At 65.9% G+C, this 16555-nt stretch carries 12 protein-coding genes; 2 read left to right on the top strand and 10 right to left on the bottom strand.

Annotation, left to right across the window (positions count from 1 at the left end; genetic code table 11):
• Positions 1–20 precede the first annotated feature (20 nt).
• The 6 genes from QQL24_RS28760 to QQL24_RS28735 form a co-directional block, all read right to left on the bottom strand.
• Complete coding sequence (locus QQL24_RS28760) at positions 21–1778, bottom strand: bifunctional alpha/beta hydrolase/class I SAM-dependent methyltransferase (RefSeq protein ID WP_284315742.1); 1758 nt, start codon at positions 1776–1778, stop codon at positions 21–23.
• A gap of 23 nt (positions 1779–1801) precedes the next feature.
• Entirely contained in the window at positions 1802–2461 is a 660-nt protein-coding gene (locus QQL24_RS28755; RefSeq protein WP_284315741.1) for a CDP-alcohol phosphatidyltransferase family protein, read from the bottom strand.
• Positions 2458–2823: an MFS transporter gene (locus tag QQL24_RS28750; protein ID WP_284315740.1), complete on the bottom strand. Its 366-nt coding sequence runs from the start codon at positions 2821–2823 to the stop codon at positions 2458–2460. Before QQL24_RS28750 ends, QQL24_RS28755 begins: the two co-directional genes overlap by 4 nt.
• 508 nt (positions 2824–3331) lie before the next feature.
• The gene (locus QQL24_RS28745; RefSeq protein WP_284315739.1) at positions 3332–5587 is read right to left on the bottom strand and encodes a xanthine dehydrogenase family protein molybdopterin-binding subunit; all 2256 of its coding nucleotides are present in this window, start codon (positions 5585–5587) and stop codon (positions 3332–3334) included.
• Complete coding sequence (locus QQL24_RS28740) at positions 5577–6635, bottom strand: FAD binding domain-containing protein (RefSeq protein WP_284315738.1); 1059 nt, start codon at positions 6633–6635, stop codon at positions 5577–5579. Before QQL24_RS28740 ends, QQL24_RS28745 begins: the two co-directional genes overlap by 11 nt.
• Positions 6632–7129 carry a (2Fe-2S)-binding protein gene (locus QQL24_RS28735; protein WP_284315737.1) on the bottom strand — a complete coding sequence of 166 codons (498 nt, stop codon included), beginning with the start codon at positions 7127–7129 and terminating at the stop codon, positions 6632–6634. Before QQL24_RS28735 ends, QQL24_RS28740 begins: the two co-directional genes overlap by 4 nt.
• Positions 7130–7334: 205 nt before the next feature.
• Here QQL24_RS28735 and QQL24_RS28730 point away from each other — a divergent pair, with 205 nt between their 5' ends.
• Positions 7335–7472, top strand: a complete 138-nt coding sequence (locus QQL24_RS28730; protein WP_284315736.1) for a hypothetical protein — start codon at positions 7335–7337, stop codon at positions 7470–7472.
• A gap of 203 nt (positions 7473–7675) precedes the next feature.
• Here the strand turns inward: QQL24_RS28730 and QQL24_RS28725 are convergent, their stop codons facing one another.
• Both QQL24_RS28725 and glgX read right to left on the bottom strand, forming a co-directional pair.
• Positions 7676–8155 carry a hypothetical protein gene (locus tag QQL24_RS28725; RefSeq protein ID WP_284315735.1) on the bottom strand — a complete coding sequence of 160 codons (480 nt, stop codon included), beginning with the start codon at positions 8153–8155 and terminating at the stop codon, positions 7676–7678.
• Between the two features lies 1 nt (position 8156).
• Positions 8157–12023 carry a glycogen debranching protein GlgX gene (glgX, locus tag QQL24_RS28720; RefSeq protein WP_284315734.1) on the bottom strand — a complete coding sequence of 1289 codons (3867 nt, stop codon included), beginning with the start codon at positions 12021–12023 and terminating at the stop codon, positions 8157–8159.
• 206 nt (positions 12024–12229) lie between these two features.
• On the opposite strand from glgX, the gene QQL24_RS28715 reads away from it, so the two are divergent.
• A complete protein-coding gene (locus QQL24_RS28715; protein WP_284315733.1) occupies positions 12230–13165 on the top strand; it encodes a lysophospholipid acyltransferase family protein in 936 nt (311 codons plus the stop codon).
• A 21-nt stretch (positions 13166–13186) separates the two neighbouring features.
• On the opposite strand, the gene QQL24_RS28710 is transcribed toward QQL24_RS28715, so the two are convergent.
• Both QQL24_RS28710 and QQL24_RS28705 read right to left on the bottom strand, forming a co-directional pair.
• Positions 13187–14749, bottom strand: coding sequence for a hypothetical protein (locus tag QQL24_RS28710; protein WP_284315732.1), 1563 nt, complete (start codon positions 14747–14749; stop codon positions 13187–13189).
• Positions 14750–14889: 140 nt separating this feature from the next.
• Positions 14890–16518 (bottom strand): alpha-D-glucose phosphate-specific phosphoglucomutase, encoded by a 1629-nt coding sequence (locus tag QQL24_RS28705; protein WP_284315731.1) that lies wholly within the window; start codon positions 16516–16518, stop codon positions 14890–14892.
• Positions 16519–16555 lie beyond the last annotated feature (37 nt).

The following is a 16555-nucleotide window of genomic DNA, read 5'->3' as shown; positions in this document are numbered from 1 at the left end:
GAACTCGAGGTCCAGTATCCTCATGACACCGCCCTGCGGCGGGCCAGCGACACCGTGAAGATGCCCCATTCGTCGATGCGCTGCTCCAGCTTCTCGAAGCCGGCATTCTCGATCAGTTGATCCATCTCGGCCTGGATCCGCCGGCGCATCACCCAGGCCTGGCCCTCGCGATGGCTGGTCAAGGCGCGGGCGATGTATTCGAGCTGGGGATGCCAGGGCTGGCCGGTATAGATCAGGTAGCCGCCGGGCGGGATCGCCGCGGCCAAGCCGCCCAGCGACCATTTCACCAGATTGTTGTCGGCGAAGAGCTCGTAGAGGCCGGAGATGAGGCCGAGGGTCGGCTTCGGCTCGATGGCGGCGAGGCTGGCGGCATCGAAGGCATCGCCCTTCACGAAACGGGCGATGTCGGCGAGCCCCTTCTCGGCGATCAGCCTGCCGCCGGCCTCGACATTGATGTCGCTGTAGTCGCGCAGGAGGATCGCATCCGGCCGTGCCACACCCTGCGCTTCCAGCGCTTCCAGCACATAGCGGCCATGGCCGGCGGCGATGTCGAGGATGTTGATGGGCTTGCCCTCGTCCTTCAGCCGGGCGATGGCCAGGCGCAGCAACTCCTCGACGTGAAGCTTGCGCTGGCGGATGCCACGCCAGCCGATGGCGTCGAGATAATTCCGATCGGCCATCCGCCCGAGCGCCGAGCGACCCGACGGCGTGTTGCGGTAGACATAATCGAGCGTCGAGCCGGAATCGAAACCCGTCCGATGGCCGAGCCTGATGCCGTCGGAGACGAGACCCGTGGCCTTGAGGCCGAGCCTGGTGCCGGCCCAGTACAGCCCCTTCGGCGACGCCAGCGGCAGGGGCGAGGCCAGCCTGTCCGCTTCGTCGCGCGAGGCGCTCTGGCGGTCGGCATCGAGGAGATGCGGGCGTTCGAGCGGTGCGGCGAAGCGTTCGGTGAGAAAGCGCCTGATATGGCCGATGGCCAGCGCCCGGTCCTTCTCGCCCAGCGTGTCGTGATAGAAGCCTGGCAGGATGTGACGCTCCTTGGTGGCCGAGCCGAGATTTTCATAAAAGCGGTGCTGCGGCCCGTGATGCACCACCCAGTCCGAGCCGGAGACCAGGAGCTGGGTCGGCACCACGATGGCGCGGGCATCCGCCACCACGCGCCTGGCCGCCTCATACAGGCCGAGCAGGACGCGCACCGAAATGGCGCGGGTGATCAGCCTGTCCTCGTCGAAGGATTGCTGGCGCGCCTGGTCATGTGTGAGGAAGGTCGACTTGACATAGGACTGCACGAAGAAATTGCCCTGCACCCTCTGCATGAGCTTCAGGCCGGGCCGGGCGAAGGGCACGTAGAGCTTCACCTTGAAGGCGGGCGAGGCCAGCACCAGGGCCCGGATCTTCGGCGCATAGTCATGCACCCAGGTGGCAGCGACGACCGCCCCGACGCTCTGCGCCACCACGGCGATATCGGCAGGCTGGATGCCATGGGCATCGCCGATATGGTCGATGAAGCTCTGCACATCGCGCACCAGAGCGGCAAAGCTCGGCGCATCGCCGCGCTCGCCGGGGGATTCGCCGTGGCCGCGCGCATCCCAGGCGAAAAGATCGTAATCGGGCATGCCGAACTCGTCCGGCAGATGCGCCATGCGCCCGGAATGTTCGTGGCCACGATGGAACAGCACGATGGCGCCTTTGGCCGGACCGTTTACTGCGGGCCAATGCCGGTAGAACAAGGACGCGCCGTCATGGGTGGGGAAGTGACTTGACTGAGCAGGACGCATTAATTCTCCTTGAGCAAAGCGCGTTACGACGCGTCTTTGCGATTCTCGACGATACCGTCAGATCGCAAAACGCTTTGGTGGCTCCGCGCTTCGCGCAGGCCCTTATGCACGCGATTGACGATGGTCAGTGTGAGGAAAAGCACGGCCAAGGGCATCAGCCAGAACAGCCAGTCCGGCTGCGGCAGGCCGAGGCCGATCCACAGGCCGAGCGCCCCGAACAGGAAGGCCCGGTCGCTCTTGCCGAGCGGCCCGTCATAGCGGCGGGAGGCGCCGACCATCGGCCCCATCACGCCGGCGAACTCGCTGATCACGGCGAGCACGATCACCGCGCCGGTCCAGAACGGACCGAATAGAGGCAGGGTGGCGAAGGGCAGGATCAAGGCTGCATCGGAGACGACATCGGCGATCTCGTTGAGATAGGCGCCGAGCAGGCTCTTCTGGCCGAACTCGCGGGCAAGCATGCCGTCGATGGCGTTGAGCGCCATGCGGATGAACAGCCAGACCGGCAGCAGCAGGAAGAGGATGCGCAGGTCCGACAAGAACGCCACACCGAGCCCGACGACGAGCGATCCGGCCGCCGCCCCCAGCGTGACCTGGTTGGCGGTGTAGCCGGCCTCCGCCATCCGCGTCACCCGCGGACGCAGCAGGGCCTGGAATCTCGGCTTGAGGGCGTAGAGGCTCATGGACCGCTCCCACGACGCAAAGGTGTCATACTCGACGAATGCACGGTAATTGCAACCGGGCGGTCACTGCGCGTTGTGAGCTTCATCCGAAACGGACAAGCGAGGAACATGCCGATGCTGTCCACCAGACTGCAGGCCGCCGAGGCCAGGGTGAGGATGGCGAGCGCCGTCACGATCACCGGCCTGCGCCCAAATCTGTCCGACAGGGCGCCCGCGAGAAGATAGGTCAAAGCGGAGACCGCCGCATAGCCGGCAACCGCCACGTTGACGAGCGCGAAATCCGCGCTGAGGTCGCGGGCGATGTTCGCAAGCGAGGGCACGACCATGTTCAGGGGCAGCGCGGTGATCGCGGCGATGAACATGAGGATGGGAAAGCGCGAACGGTCGGGCGCTCTTGCCGGGTGCGCAGACGTCTCGTCCGCCCCTTCTAGCAGCCGCAACGTTTCCAAGAGCGGACGAGACGTCCGCGCACCCGGGAAACGCCCCCAACGGCAATGCCGTAGTAAATCGATAATCCGAGTTCACAGCCCGGACGTTCCTGGGACCGCAGGCGTCCCGCCTGCTCTTGGAAACGAGACGCTTGCAGAATAGGACGAGGCAGGCGAGACGCCCATAGGCGCCAACTTTAGCCGGAAACGGCGCTACTAATCCTTCCCCGACTGCGGGGAAGGTGGCGTCACGCAGTGACGACGGAAGGGGGAGAGTGGCGCGACAAAGCAGAAATAAGCAGATGTCGCGCCACCCTACCCCACCCGTCCCGGCTTCGCCGGTCCACCCTCCCCGAAACCGGGGAGGGATCGCGCTCAAGTTAGCGCCTATGGGCGAGACGCCTGTGGTCTCGGGAGGGCGCCGCCGGCTCTCGCCTAACCATCAGCCGACCAGATCCTCGATCCTGATCGGGAACCGCCGGATGCGCTTGCCGGTGGCGTGCCAGACCGCGTTGGCGATGGCGCCCACTGTCCCCGTAATGCCGATCTCGCCGACGCCCTTCACGCCCAGCGGATTGATGTAGGGATCGTCCTCCGGGATCAGGATCGCGTCGAGCGACGGTACGTCGGCATTGACGGGCACGTGGTACTCGGCGAGGTCCGCATTCATGATCCGCCCGGTCCTGGGATCGGTGATCGCATGCTCATGCAGGGCAAAGGAGATGCCCCAGATCATGCCGCCGAAATACTGGCTGCGCACCAGGCGGGGATTGATGATGCGGCCGGCCGCGAAGGCGCCGACCAGGCGGGTGGCGCGAACCTGGCCGAGATCGGGATCGACCTTCACCTCGGCGAAGACGGCTCCGTGAGAGAAGAGCGCATGCGCCGCGCCAGCCGCCGGATCGCGCATCGCCCTCGCAGTGCCGACCACCGCGGCCTGGCCGGCGCGCCTGAGGATTTCGGCGTAGCTTTCGCTCTGGCCGTCGTCGTCGCGGCGATGCAGTCGACCATTGCGAGCGACCACGCCGATATTGCCGGCGCCGAACAGCGGTGAGCGGGGATCTGAAGTCGCGAGTTCGGCGAGCCTGGCAATGGCATCCTCGCCTGCGTTGTTGAGCGCGAGGCCCGCGCTGGCCGTATGGCCGGAGCCACCGGCGATGCCGCCGTCGGGCAGGCTCGATATGCCTGAGTGGAACTCGACCTGATCGGGATCGAGGCCGAGCGCCTCGGCGGCGATCTGGGCAAGAGCGGTCCAGGCCCCCTGCCCCATGTCGGCGCCCGACGTCTCGACGAGCGCCGTGCCGTCATCCCGCAGGGTCGCACGGGCCTCGGCCGGGAAATGCGGGCAGTGGAACACCGCCGTGCCCATGCCCCAGCCGACGAGGAAGCCGTTCTCGTCCCGCATCTGCAGCGGCTGCAGGGGACGGCCCGACCAGCCGAAGCGCTTGGCCCCTTCGGCATAGCATTCGCGTAGCGCCTTGGAGGAGAAGGGCTTGCCGCTGCCGGGCTCCGTCTCGGCATAGTTGGCGAGCCTGAACTCGAGCGGATCCATGCCGCAGGCCTGGGCGGCCTCGTCCATCGCAACCTCGAGCGCCGCCGATCCGGACGCCTCTCCTGGCGCACGCATCGGCCCCGGCGTGCCGATATCGAGCCTGAGACCCGAATGCTCGGCAAGGATGGCGGGGCTGGCGTAAAGCGGCAGCGAGGCGTTCGCCGCCGGTTCGATGAAGTCGTCGAAGCTGGAGGTGGCGCATAGCGCGTGATGATGCAGCGCCGTGAGATGCCCCTCATCGTCCATGCCGAGGCGCAGGGTCTGCCAGGTACTGCCGCGATGCCCGACAGGCCCATACATCTGCGCCCGAGTCAGCACGAGCTTGACCGGCCGCTTCAGCATGCGCGCCGCCAGGATGCCGAGGATCTGCGGCCCGTTGAGGATCGCCTTGGAGCCGAAGCCGCCGCCGAGGAAGGGCGAGCGGATCAGGATGTTCTGGACCGGGATGCCGAAATAGGCTCCGTAGGAGATGCAGCTCAGGGTCATGGCCTGGTTGGGCATGTCCAGCGTCAGGTGGTCGCCATCCCACTGTGCCACCACGGCATGGGGCTCCATGGCGTTGTGGTATTGCGGCGGCGTGACATAGACGGCCTCCGTGACGATGCTGGCCGCTGCAAAGCCTGCTTCGAGATCGCCATGGGCGGTTCGCGCCGGCGAACCGACGCCGACAGCCGTGAGATCGTAGTGCAGGCCACTTTCGGGCGTAACACGCGCGTCCTTGACGTCGTAACGCGCATTGAGCAGCAGGGCGCCTTCGGTCGCCGCCTCCAGCGTTTCGGCGATCACCAGCGCGATCGGCTGGTTGGCATAGCGCACGGTGTCGTCCTGCAGCACCTCCACCCGGAAGCCGAAGGGCGCCATCTTGACGTCCGGATCATGGGCCAAAGGCGGCCGGTTGGCCGGCGTGAGCACCTCGACGACGCCGGGATGGGCCTTGGCGGCATCGACATCGAGGAATGTAACCCGCCCGCGCGCGATGCTGCTGACAGCCGTGACGGCATAGAGCATGCCTTCGGGATGGTTGTCGGCCGCAAAGGTGGCGCGGCCGGTGACCTTGAGCGGGCCATCGCGGCGCGTCAGGGGCTGGCCGGCATTGGAGCCGTGGCGGCGATACTGGGTCGGTGAACTGGCGCTCTCATGCGGCATGGGTCGCTCCGGAAGTGGTGGCGAAGGGCGAAGCCGGCAGCGCAGGCATGGCCGCCGGCGTCCCTTCGAAGGCAAGGGTGAGCGCACGCGCGAGGATGCGGCGCGCCAGTTCGATCTTGAAGGCGTTGTCGCCGGACGGCCGCGCCTCGGCGAGAGCCAGTTCGGCCGCCTTCGCGAAGGCCTCCTCCGAAGGCGGGGCGCCTTCCAGCGAGGCCTCGGCCTCTCTCGCGCGCCAGGGTTTGGCCGCGACGCCGCCGAGCGCAAGGCGCGCCTCGCGGATCACGCCACCCTCGATATCGAGCGCAGCCGCCGCCGAAACCACGGCGAAGGCATAGGAGGTGCGTTCGCGCAGCTTCAGGTAGCGCGCCCGACGCGAGAAGGCGGCTGCCTGGGCGGGAAGCCTCAGCGCCACGATCAACTCGCCGGGCTCCAGCGCTGTCTCCAGTTCCGGCGTCACGCCGGGCAGGAGATGCAGGGCATCGAGGACGACCTCGCGGGCGCCGCGCGGCCCCTCGACTTCGACCACGGCGTCCAGCGCCACGAGCGGCACGCAGAAATCGGAGGGGTGGGTGGCGATGCAGTGCTCGCTCCAGCCAAGCACCGCATGCAGCCGGTTCTCGCCCTCGCGCGCGTCGCAGCCCGAACCCGGCGCGCGCCGGTTGCAGGCGCTGGCGCGGTCGTGGAAATAGGCGCAGCGCGTGCGCTGCAGGAGATTGCCGCCCACGGTCGCTGCATTGCGAAGCTGCGCGGACGCGCCCGACAGCAGCGCTTCGGCAACAGCGGGGAAGGTCCGCGCGAAGCGTGGGTCATAGGCAAGGTCGGCATTACGGACGAGCGAGCCGATGCGCACGCCGCCATCGGCAAGCCATTCGATGCGGTCGAGACCGGGCAGCCGCGAGATGTCGACGACCCGTTCGGGCCGTTCAATGCCCACTTTCAACAGATCGAGCAGATTGGTGCCGCCGGCGAGATAGGCCGAACCCGGCTCGGCGCCGGCAACCACGGCCTCCGCAATGCTGGAGGGCCTGAAATAGTCGAAGCGGTTCATGCCGCGTTCCTCCGATTGCGTTCTGCGAGGATTTCCTGCGCGTCCTGCACGGCCTCGGTGATGCCCTGATAGGCTCCGCAACGGCAGATATTGCCGCTCATCAATTCGCGGATGCGCTCGGGATCGTTGCCCGCCTGAGCTTCCGAGATGAGGCCCACGGCGCTCATGATCTGGCCGGGCGTGCAGTAGCCGCACTGGAAGGCGTCATGGGCGATGAAGGCGGCCTGGACCGGATGGAGCTCGCCGCCCTCGGCCAGTCCTTCGATGGTGGTGATCTCGGCGCCGTCGAGGCTCGCAGCGAGAGCGAGGCAGGAATTGATGCGCCGTCCGTCGACCAGCACGGTGCAAGCGCCGCATTGGCCTCGATCGCACCCCTTCTTGCTGCCGGGCAGATCGAGACGCTCGCGCAACAGGTCGAGCAGCATTACGCGAGGATCATCGAGATCGACCCTGCGCAGACGACCATTGATGGTGAGGCTGATGGAAAGAGACATGAAGGGATACCCCATTCAGTGTTTGTGATGTATGAATTGGCGCGGCAGCAAGGGCGCTGGCGGGGCGGGCCGAGGCGAAGGAACCGTCGGGTCTTGCCGGAATGACATGCGCGAATGCGTTTTCTCGCTGCATGTTTAGATATACGGAGGCATCCTCCGCTTATCAAGAGGCAATCAACGCCGTTGAAAAATGAATGGGACGGCGGTGCAACGTTTCTCGGAACCGAAATCCTATTCCGCCGGGCGGTTGCTCACGACCATCGGCCTGTTTCTCGATGGTGCGATCGCTGGATTGCTTCGCTTCGCCCGCCATGACGGCAGCCCGATACCCCTCCAGAGCTGACCGAAAAATCTCGGGAACCTCGACTTTTTGTCATTGCCGGGCTTGTCCCGGCAATCGAGGGGCACGAACGCTTACGGAGGTCGCGCCTGGATGTCCGGAACAAGCCCGGGCATGACAATATCTGCGCCCGCTTCGGCTATTTCGCGACTTTCGTGTCGGGGTCTCCAAACCCTGGCTCGCGCCTGTAGGGTTGTGGCCACCGCCTATGCCCCAGCCTGATATGTCCCGAACCGCTCCACCTCCAATGAATAACAGAACCACGAAAACAGCACCGCGAGGAAGAGGAGCAGCCTGAGCGCTCCAGTAAGCGTCAGGTTCGAGGGGGCGAGCAGCGGCATGTGCCGAAAAAAGATGAGCGAGGCCAGGGTACCGGCAAACAGGAAGCTCATTCGGCCGACGAAGACGAGCAGATGCGAGAGCAACTGGCTTTTCGTGGCGAAGGGCACGCCCAGATTGTTGATCCGCCACCAGTAGCAGGCCTGGAAGACCACCACGCAGAGGCAGGCCAGGGCTTCTCCCCGGTTCGAGACCTCCTGCACCTCGCCAAGGTCATCGACGAGGCGCCAGAAGAACGGCATGAGTTCGAAAACGAGGATCGTCGCGCAGACGGTCTGGGCAGCGAACAGCCCCAGATAGAGCGCCCGCTGTTTGCGCAGGCTCGTGGGGGCGGGCCCGGCGCTCATGCTACCGCCCTTCCTTCTTCATCGCCGCGAATACCGCCCTGGCCGTGTCCGTCTCCAGCGCCGCCTCGACGTCGAGTTCCAGCCGTCGGCGCCAGTTCGGATATTCACGGTCGGTGCCAGGCAGGTTGACTGGATCGATCTCGCCGGCCAGGTCCTCGATCTGGGCGACCACCAGGCCTGAGGGCGCGGAAGCGAGAAAACCGTGGATGGCGCCGACGAGTTCCGGCATCAGTTGCTTCGCCTCATCGTCGCCTGCAGCCTTTTGACCCGCTTCCTCTTTGCTCGCTTCCTCTTGGTTGATCGCCTCCAGCAAAGCCGCCTTGTCCTTGGCGCGCTCCGCCTCCGCATCGGCATCCACCGTCCGCCCGAGCGATTTGTTGAGGGCGATGTCGGCGCCGTTCCACCAGCCGCGCAAGGTCGCCAGATCATGCGTGGCGACGCAGGCGAGCGATTGCGCCGGATAGATTTCGGGCTGGCGGAACACGGCACCGTCGCGTTCGAAGAACAGCACGCGGTAGGAATAGAGATCGGCCTCGGCGAGGCGCTCCCGGAAGCCTTCGGGCACCGTGCCGAGATCCTCGCCCACCACGAGACATTTGGCGCGATTGCTCTCCTCGGCCAGCACCCGCAGCATCGCCTCGATCGGGTATCTGAGATAGGCGCCCTCGCTTGCCTTGGCACCGTCAGGAATGACGAAGAGCCGCGTCAGCCCCATGACATGGTCGATGCGCAAGGCGCCGGCATGGCGCATATTGGCGGCGAGCAGCTCACGGTAATGGCTGAAATTGCTGTTCTGCAGAGCGAGCGGATCGAGTGGCGGGATGTGCCAGACCTGCCCGTCGGCGGAGAAGGGATCGGGCGGCGCGCCCACCGAGACCCCCTTCAGGAAGGCGTCGGGCGACGTCCAGACCTCGGCGCCATCCGGTGCTGCACCGACGGCCAGATCGCGGCAGAAGCCGATGGCGAGGCCGTTGCGGCTGGCGGCGGCGAGCTGTTCCTCGGCGAGGAACTGCAGATAGCTGGCGAAGTCGGACGCTTCATGCACCTCCCGGCCGAGGTCGACGGCTTCGTCCCAACCAACGATCGCGGTCGAGCCGGCTCGCTCTTCAAGCGCCTGGAACATGGCAAAGCGCGAGAGCATCTCGCCGCCCTGTACCTTGAAGGCCTCGAAAGCCGCTTTGCGCACCGGCATGTTTGGCAGCGCCGCAAAGGCTTCGGCGAGCGCGGCCCGCTTGAGCTTCCACACCGCCGGCCAGTCGATCAGACGCCCTTCGGGCAGCGTGAAACGGCCGGGGTCGGCGATCTCCGGCACCGCATCGAGCGCGATCATGGCCGGATCGAGGAAGCGGCGATCCGAGGGCTGATAGGGGCTGGCCCGCTCCCGGTTGGAGGGGAACATGGCGTGGAAGGGATTGAGGGCGAGCAGGCTGGCACCCTTGGCCGCAGCGGCCTCGGCGAGTTGCTCAAGCGTGCGGAAATCGCCGATGCCCTGATCGCCCTGGCGCCGCAGCGTGTAGAGCTGGGCGGAGAGGCCGAACCGCCGGCCGCCATCGGCAAGTGCAGCAGGCTGGTAGGTCCTGCCCGTCGAGGCCGCGGCCGGCGCCAGCTCGCGCAGATGGTCGAGGCTCTCGCGCGCCTGCGCGAGCGTGTGATGCGGGAGGCCCATCGCAGTGAGCAGCGCCCGCTTGGTATCGGCCGAAACCAGCGTGTGCTTGCCCGAGACTTCCCACCATTCGGGTGCGATGCCGGCGGCGGTGGCGAGCAGATCCAGCACTTCGGGCGGCGCATCGCCATCACGGCGTGGGGCGCGGCCGGCCTCGGCGATGAAGACACCCACCGAGCGCGGCGCGACCTCGATGATGTCGAAGGCGCCATAGTCGGTCGGCAGAGCCAGCGCCTGATATTCGTCGCTGGCATGGGCGAGGCGCCAGACCTTGCGAGGCGGCAGATCCGGCAGGCGGGCATAGAAGGGCTCATTGCCGGCGTGGAACCAGATCAGCACCTCGCCGCCATCCGCATCGCTCAGGAGCATGCCGAGCGTACGTTTGGCAGGATTGCTCCATTCCGAGCCCTGGAGGGGGCGGCCATTGGCACCGACCCAGATCACGTCGGGACGACCGGTTGGGCTGGTCTGGCCGGTGAGAAAGCTGCTGGCCGTGACGACAGGCAGCGACTTGCGCAGATTGGCAAGGCTGCCAACGAAGGCGATCAGTGACTGGTCGGCATCCTCCCAGTCGATCCAGGTGGTCTCGTTGTTCTGCGCATAGGCATTGTTGTTGCCATTCTGGCTGCGGCCGAGCTCGTCGCCCATGCCGATCATCGGTGTGCCGCGCGAGAGCAGGAGCGTGGCCAGCATGGCTCGCACATAGGAACGGCGCAGCGCCACGATCTCGGGCGCGGTGCTCGGCCCCTCCGCACCATTGTTCCAGCTGATCTCGCCGGCATGCCCGTCGCGATTGTTCTCGCCATTGGCATTGTTGTGCTTGGTAGCGAAGCTCACCGTGTCGTCGAGCGTGAAGCCGTCATGGGCGGAGACAAAGTTGACGCTTTCGGTGGGGTGGCGTGTCGCCGCATCGAACAGGTCGGAGGAGCCGGCAAGGCGTGTGGCGAGCGCGCCGATGCCGCCATCGCCGCGCCAGAAGCGCCTGATGTCGTCGCGGTAGCGGTCATTCCACTCGCTCCAGCCCTGCGGGAAGTGGCCGAGCTGGTAGCCGCCCGGTCCGATATCCCAGGGCTCGGCGATCATCCGCTTGCCGCTCAGCAGCGGGTCGGCGGCGATGGCAGCGAACAGGGGTGCCTTGGCATCGAAACCTGCCGGCGTGCGGCCGAGCACCGGGGCGAGGTCGAAGCGGAAACCATCGAAGCCGCCGGCGCCGGCCCAATGGCGCAGGGCATCGAGCGCCAGCCCCATGCCTGGCTCCCGGTCGAGCGCCAGCGTGTTGCCGCAGCCGGTAACGTTGGAATAGAAGCGCGGATTATCGGCGAGGCGGTAATAGGACCGATTGTCGAGCCCGCGTAGCGAATGGGTGCCGCCGCGTTCGTCGCTCTCCGAGGTGTGGTTGTAGACGACGTCGAGGATCACCTCGAGGCCGGCCTGATGCAGGGCGTCGATGGTCCTGGCGATCTCCGCCATGCCGCCAGGCACAAGGCGCGGATCGGGCGCCAGGAAGCAGGCGGGATTGTAGGCCCAGTAATTGCTGAGGCCGAGCGGCTCGAGATGGCGCTCGTCGATCCAGGCCGCCAGCGGCATGATCTCCAGCGTGGTGACGCCGAGCGCCAGGAAATGCCTGATGGCGGCGGGATGGGCGAGCGCTGCGAAGGTGCCGCGTAGCTCGGCCGGGATTTCGGGATGCCTCTGGCTGAAGCCCCTGACATGCAGCTCATAGACGATGCGCGTGGAAGGTTTCGGCGCTGACGGCCGGCGGGCCGGCCCGGCAGGCCGTTCCAGCACCGCCTTCGGCATCAGGGCGGCCGTATCGGCCCCGTCAAGGACGAGATCGTCGACACCGGCAGCGCCCTTGACCGGCAGGGCCGAGGTCATGCCGGGGGGCAGGACGAGACGCGTGGCGCGTGGATCGATCAGCAGGCGCGCAGGATTGAAGCGCAATCCCTTCTCCGGCGCCCAGGGGCCATGGGCGCGCAAGCCGTAGAGCTGCCCCTCGGCAAGGCCGGGAATGAGGCCGTGATGCACGGCCCCCTCGCGTCCGCCCAAGGCGATTCGAGCCGTCTCCCCACCGCCGGCATCGAAAAGGCAGACCTCGATGCGCTCGGCATCGGCTGAATAGACGGCAAAATTGACACCCTCCCCGGTCCAGCTCGCTCCCAGGGGCGCGGCCATGCCCGGATTTGCCATTGAAACGCTTGCCATGCCGTCCATGCCTCGACTGTCGAAATAACGTCGTACTTTCCTGACATCCTGAACGGTCAAAAGGCAAAGACTAGATGCTTCGCGTTTGACAAAATATCAGGCGCCCACAAGGAATTGCCGATTTACAGGTTATGGCAGGTGCTTCGCTACCCACATGGCGCTATAGTCATAAACCGATGCAACAAATGGGCATCTGAAGGTAACACATGGCTGGCAAAACAGGGCGCGGCGCGGGGGTCAACGACGTTCAGTTCACCTATGCGGACCCCACCTTCTCCAAACCGAAGCAGGCGCTCATCAAAGCCATCGAGAAGGTGACCGGCCAGCCAAAGCTCAAGAAGCTCTACCTGGAAAACCAGCGCAATCCGGTCGACGGCGAGACCTTTTTCGCGGCCGCCGTGCGCAAGCTCAAGCTCGAGGCGCAGTTCGACCATTCCCAGCTCGCCAAGATCCCGAAGACCGGTCCCTGCGTGATCATCGCCAACCATCCCTATGGCGTGCTCGACGGCGTCACCATCGGCTGGCTAATCGGGCTGGTCCGGCAGGACTATGTCATCCTCACCCATGCCTTGCTGCTGCGCGCGCCCGAGACGCACAAGCATCTCCTGCCGGTGGATTTTTCCGAAACCGAAGAGGCGATGCAGACCAACCTGCGTACGCGCGCCGAGGCCCGACGGCGGCTCGATGCGGGCGGCTGCGTCATCGTCTTCCCGGCCGGCGCGGTCTCGACCTCGCCCGACAAGCTCGGCCGCCGCCCGGCGATGGATGCGCCCTGGCAACCCTTCACCGTACAGCTCATCCAGCGCTCCGGCGCCGTGGTGGTGCCGATCTTCTTCGGCGGCCAGAACAGCCGCCTGTTCCAGATCGCCAGCCACATGAACCAGACGCTGCGCCTGTCGCTGATCTTCAAGGAAGTGCGCGATCGCATCGGCACCGTGCTGCCGATCGCCATCGGAGACCCCATCGACGGCAAGGAATTCGCCCATGTCACCGACCGCAAGGCCGCTGCCCTCGACCTGATGGAGCGCACCTACGCCCTCGCCCGCCGATTGCCTGACGACAAGACCGCCAGGCGCATCTCGGCCGGCAAGGTCGAGCCGGTGGTGATTGGCCAGCAAAGGCTGAGTGCGCCGCGAGGGTAGGCTGGCAGACGCGATACCAAACTATCCCCGCGCAATCACGCAGGCTCCATAGCCGGGGTCATGCGCGCTATTGGCCGCGCCGTTTTCGATATGGCGCAGGAGCCTGGCGACGGCCACGATTCCCTCCACGCGTGTCTGAATGTCCGGGGCGGCGGCGAATGCCTTTTCCCAAGCCTGGAACTGATCGTCGCTCGGCCTGCAGCCGGCGATCTGCAGTTCGGCGTCCGCCAGCATCACCTCGGTCTGCTGGCGTGCCAGACCCTCGGCATTGGGAAGCGCGGCAATACGCTCACCGAGCGCCTTGAGCTTGACGACGAAGGGGCGCTTGGTTCCCTTGAAATTCGGCAGGGCCTCGGCCGTGCGCAGCATCTGGGCCATGGCATCCGCACCGACATTGTCGTCGTCTTCCTTTCCCCAGCGATCGACATCGGCGAGGACCAGTTGCGGATCGGCGCTGAAGGAGCGCGCCTCGGCCCAGCTCCTGTACTCTGTCTGCCAGCCGCCCTCGCCATTCTCCGCATCGGGGTCACCAGGCGACCCGTCCGTGCCCAGAACGACACCGTCCGCGGCGTCCTGTGCCGGCAAGCGGCCGAAGACGCGCACGGCGTCATCCGTGCGGCCGACATCGAGATAGGCGCGGATCAGCGGGCGTACGCCGGTTTCGGCCACGGTCTGTTCCAGGAGATCGATGGTTGCCTGGGCATCGTCCTTGTCGGCGATATGCGTGCGGATGGCGGCAACATCGCTCTTCATCTGGCTTTCGGCGGCATCGAGTCGCTTCTCGGCCGCCTCGAAACCATCACAGGCAGCCACGGCCATCACCGTGCTGGCGAGATTGGTGGCATCGTGACTGCGATTGGTGTTCCAGGTCGTACGCTCCTGTTCCAGCAGCGCCAAAAGTCCGTCGCCCCTGTCCTTGGCCCCCTGCCGGCAGAGACGTTCCGCCACCCCGGAAATCGCCGCCCAGCCGCCATCCACCAGCCCGCGCGTCCTGATGCTCTCCTTGAGAATATCGGGGGTGGTCTCGGCGAGCCAGCTGTCGATGGCCAGTTCCGCCTGCGGGGCGTTGCGCCAGAGCTGCTTGCCCTCTTCCCGCCAGAGCTTGAGGATGGTGTCCTTGTCGTTGCGGGCGATCAGGCTCTGGAACGCCAATCTTGCATATTCGGTGAGGGCAAAGTCCGGCTCCGGCGAGACGCCGCTGGCCAGGGCCTTCCTCAGTGCCTCGACATCTGGCTGCTGGCGCAACTGCGCCGGCACCAGGAAGTTTTCGAGGCGGGTCTGGAGATCGTCGTCCTGGCCGGCAGAGGCGAGGAACTGTTGTGCAAGGCCCACCCGATCCGCCTCGGGATAGCCCCTGACGATGTCGACGAGATAGCGGCCATGGTTGTCGCCGCTGTCCTGCTTGTCCTTCTGGACATCGGTCGCGGCTTGCTTCAGCAGGCAGCGCCAATCTCGAATGGCGCAGGCGGCCTGCGCCTGTCCCGCTGCCGGGGTGATGTGGGCAGCCCCGAGAGCGCAGGCGGCGAGAAACGCCGGGGCGGAGACCGACTGCAGAAATCGGCGAAAGGAAGCCTGCGCAGGCATGACATGCCCTTCGAAATGGGTGCAGAGCCACGATAGAAGCAGGGCGCCGGATCTGGCAACCCGATATCGGGGGGCGGGTCTTCAGACCCGCCAGGAGACGTTGCAGAAAGAGGCGGGTCTGAAGACCCGCCCCGTTTGCCTCAGGTCACGACGGTGGGCTCGGCCATGCCGGTCTTCTCGACGATACCGCTGATCTTGCGTGCGACGGCGATGACATCGACCAGCGCCGCCTGCGTCTCGATATCCTGATGCGCGGTATCGGGCTCGTAGCGCTCCAGATAGACACGCAGCGTCGCGCCCTCCGTGCCGGTGCCGGAGAGGCGGAAGACCGCGCGCGAGCCGCCTTCGAACAGGATGCGCAGGCCCTGGTTCTTGGAATCCGAGCCGTCCACCGGATCATGATAGGCAAAATCGTCGGCCGAGTGGACCTTGAGCTTGCCGAAGCTCTGGCCGGGCAGGCTGGAGATTTGTGAACGGATCGCCTCCATCACCCCATTGGCGGCCTCGGTCGGCACCGCCTCATAGTCGTGGCGCGAATAATAGTTGCGGCCATATTTGGCCCAGTGCTCCCGCACGATGTGGATCACCGGCTGGCGGCGCTTGGCGAGGAGGGTCAGCCAGAGCAGCACGGCCCAGACGCCGTCTTTCTCGCGGATATGGTTGGAGCCGGTGCCGGCGCTTTCCTCGCCGCAGATGGTGGCAAGGCCGGCATCGAGCAGGTTGCCGAAGAACTTCCAGCCGGTCGGCGTCTCGTAGATCTTGATGCCCATGGCCTTGGCGACCTGGTCGGCGGCCAGGCTCGTCGGCATCGAGCGCGCAATGCCGGCGATGCCCTTGGCATAACCGGGGGCGAGATCGGCATGCGCCGCCAGGATGGCGAGGCTGTCGGAGGGGGTCACGAAGATGCCGCGGCCGATGATCAGGTTGCGATCGCCGTCGCCGTCGGAGGCAGCGCCGAAATCCGGAGCGTTCGGGCCCATCATCAACTCGTAGAGGTCATGGGCATTGACGGGGTTCGGGTCGGGATGGTGGCCGCCGAAATCCGGCAGTGGCGTATCGTTCACCACGGTGCCGGGCGCGGCACCGAGCAGGCCCTCGATGATGCGCTTGGCATAGGGACCGGTGATGGCGGACATTGCGTCGAAGCGCATCGTGAAGCCGCTCTTGAACAGGGTGCGCAGGGCGTCGAAGTCGAACAGCTTCTGCATCAGCTCGGCATAGTCGGCGACGGGATCGACCACCTCGACCACGGTGTCGCCGATCTTCGCTTCGCCAAGCTGGTCGATGTCGACATCCGGCACGTCGGCGATCTTGTATTCGCCGATCGTCTTGGTGCGGGCGAAGATCGCATCGGTGATCTTTTCCGGCGCCGGGCCGCCATTGCCGATATTGTACTTGATGCCGAAATCGCCATCGGGACCGCCGGGATTGTGCGAAGCCGAGAGCACGATGCCGCCAAAGGCGCCATATTTGCGGATGACGGCGGAGACGGCCGGCGTGGACATCAGGCCGCCCTGCCCCACCTTGATGCGGCCGAAGCCGGCGGCGGCTGCCATCTTCAGGATCTTCTGCACGACCTCGCGATTGTAGAAGCGGCCATCGCCGCCGACGATCAATGTTTTGCCGGCAAAGCCTTCGAGTGTGTCGAAGATCGACTGTACGAAGTTCTCGACATAATGGGGCTGCTGATACACCGGCACTTTCTTGCGCAGGCCGGATGTGCCGGGCTTCTGGCCATCGATGGGCGTGGTGGGAACGGTACGGATCATGTCAAGGTTCCGGTTGGTCGACAGTAGGGGTGAACGG

It is taken from the genome of Labrys miyagiensis, from assembly GCF_030160835.1.
GTDB lineage: Bacteria > Pseudomonadota > Alphaproteobacteria > Rhizobiales > Labraceae > Labrys > Labrys miyagiensis.
This window is presented reverse-complemented; position numbering and strand designations above follow the sequence as displayed.

Excerpts from the sequence above, each read along its gene's own strand:
- QQL24_RS28740 (WP_284315738.1), bottom strand. The coding sequence starts at position 6,635 with ATGAACCGCTTCGACTATTTCAGGCCCTCCAGCATTGCGGAGGCCGTG.
- glgX (WP_284315734.1), bottom strand. The coding sequence starts at position 12,023 with ATGGCAAGCGTTTCAATGGCAAATCCGGGCATGGCCGCGCCCCTGGGA.
- QQL24_RS28705 (WP_284315731.1), bottom strand. The coding sequence starts at position 16,518 with ATGATCCGTACCGTTCCCACCACGCCCATCGATGGCCAGAAGCCCGGC.
- QQL24_RS28710 (WP_284315732.1), bottom strand. The coding sequence starts at position 14,749 with ATGCCTGCGCAGGCTTCCTTTCGCCGATTTCTGCAGTCGGTCTCCGCC.
- QQL24_RS28715 (WP_284315733.1), top strand. The coding sequence starts at position 12,230 with ATGGCTGGCAAAACAGGGCGCGGCGCGGGGGTCAACGACGTTCAGTTC.
- QQL24_RS28725 (WP_284315735.1), bottom strand. The coding sequence starts at position 8,155 with ATGAGCGCCGGGCCCGCCCCCACGAGCCTGCGCAAACAGCGGGCGCTC.
- QQL24_RS28735 (WP_284315737.1), bottom strand. The coding sequence starts at position 7,129 with ATGTCTCTTTCCATCAGCCTCACCATCAATGGTCGTCTGCGCAGGGTC.
- QQL24_RS28745 (WP_284315739.1), bottom strand. The coding sequence starts at position 5,587 with ATGCCGCATGAGAGCGCCAGTTCACCGACCCAGTATCGCCGCCACGGC.
- QQL24_RS28760 (WP_284315742.1), bottom strand. The coding sequence starts at position 1,778 with ATGCGTCCTGCTCAGTCAAGTCACTTCCCCACCCATGACGGCGCGTCC.
- QQL24_RS28755 (WP_284315741.1), bottom strand. The coding sequence starts at position 2,461 with ATGAGCCTCTACGCCCTCAAGCCGAGATTCCAGGCCCTGCTGCGTCCG.
- QQL24_RS28750 (WP_284315740.1), bottom strand. The coding sequence starts at position 2,823 with ATGTTCATCGCCGCGATCACCGCGCTGCCCCTGAACATGGTCGTGCCC.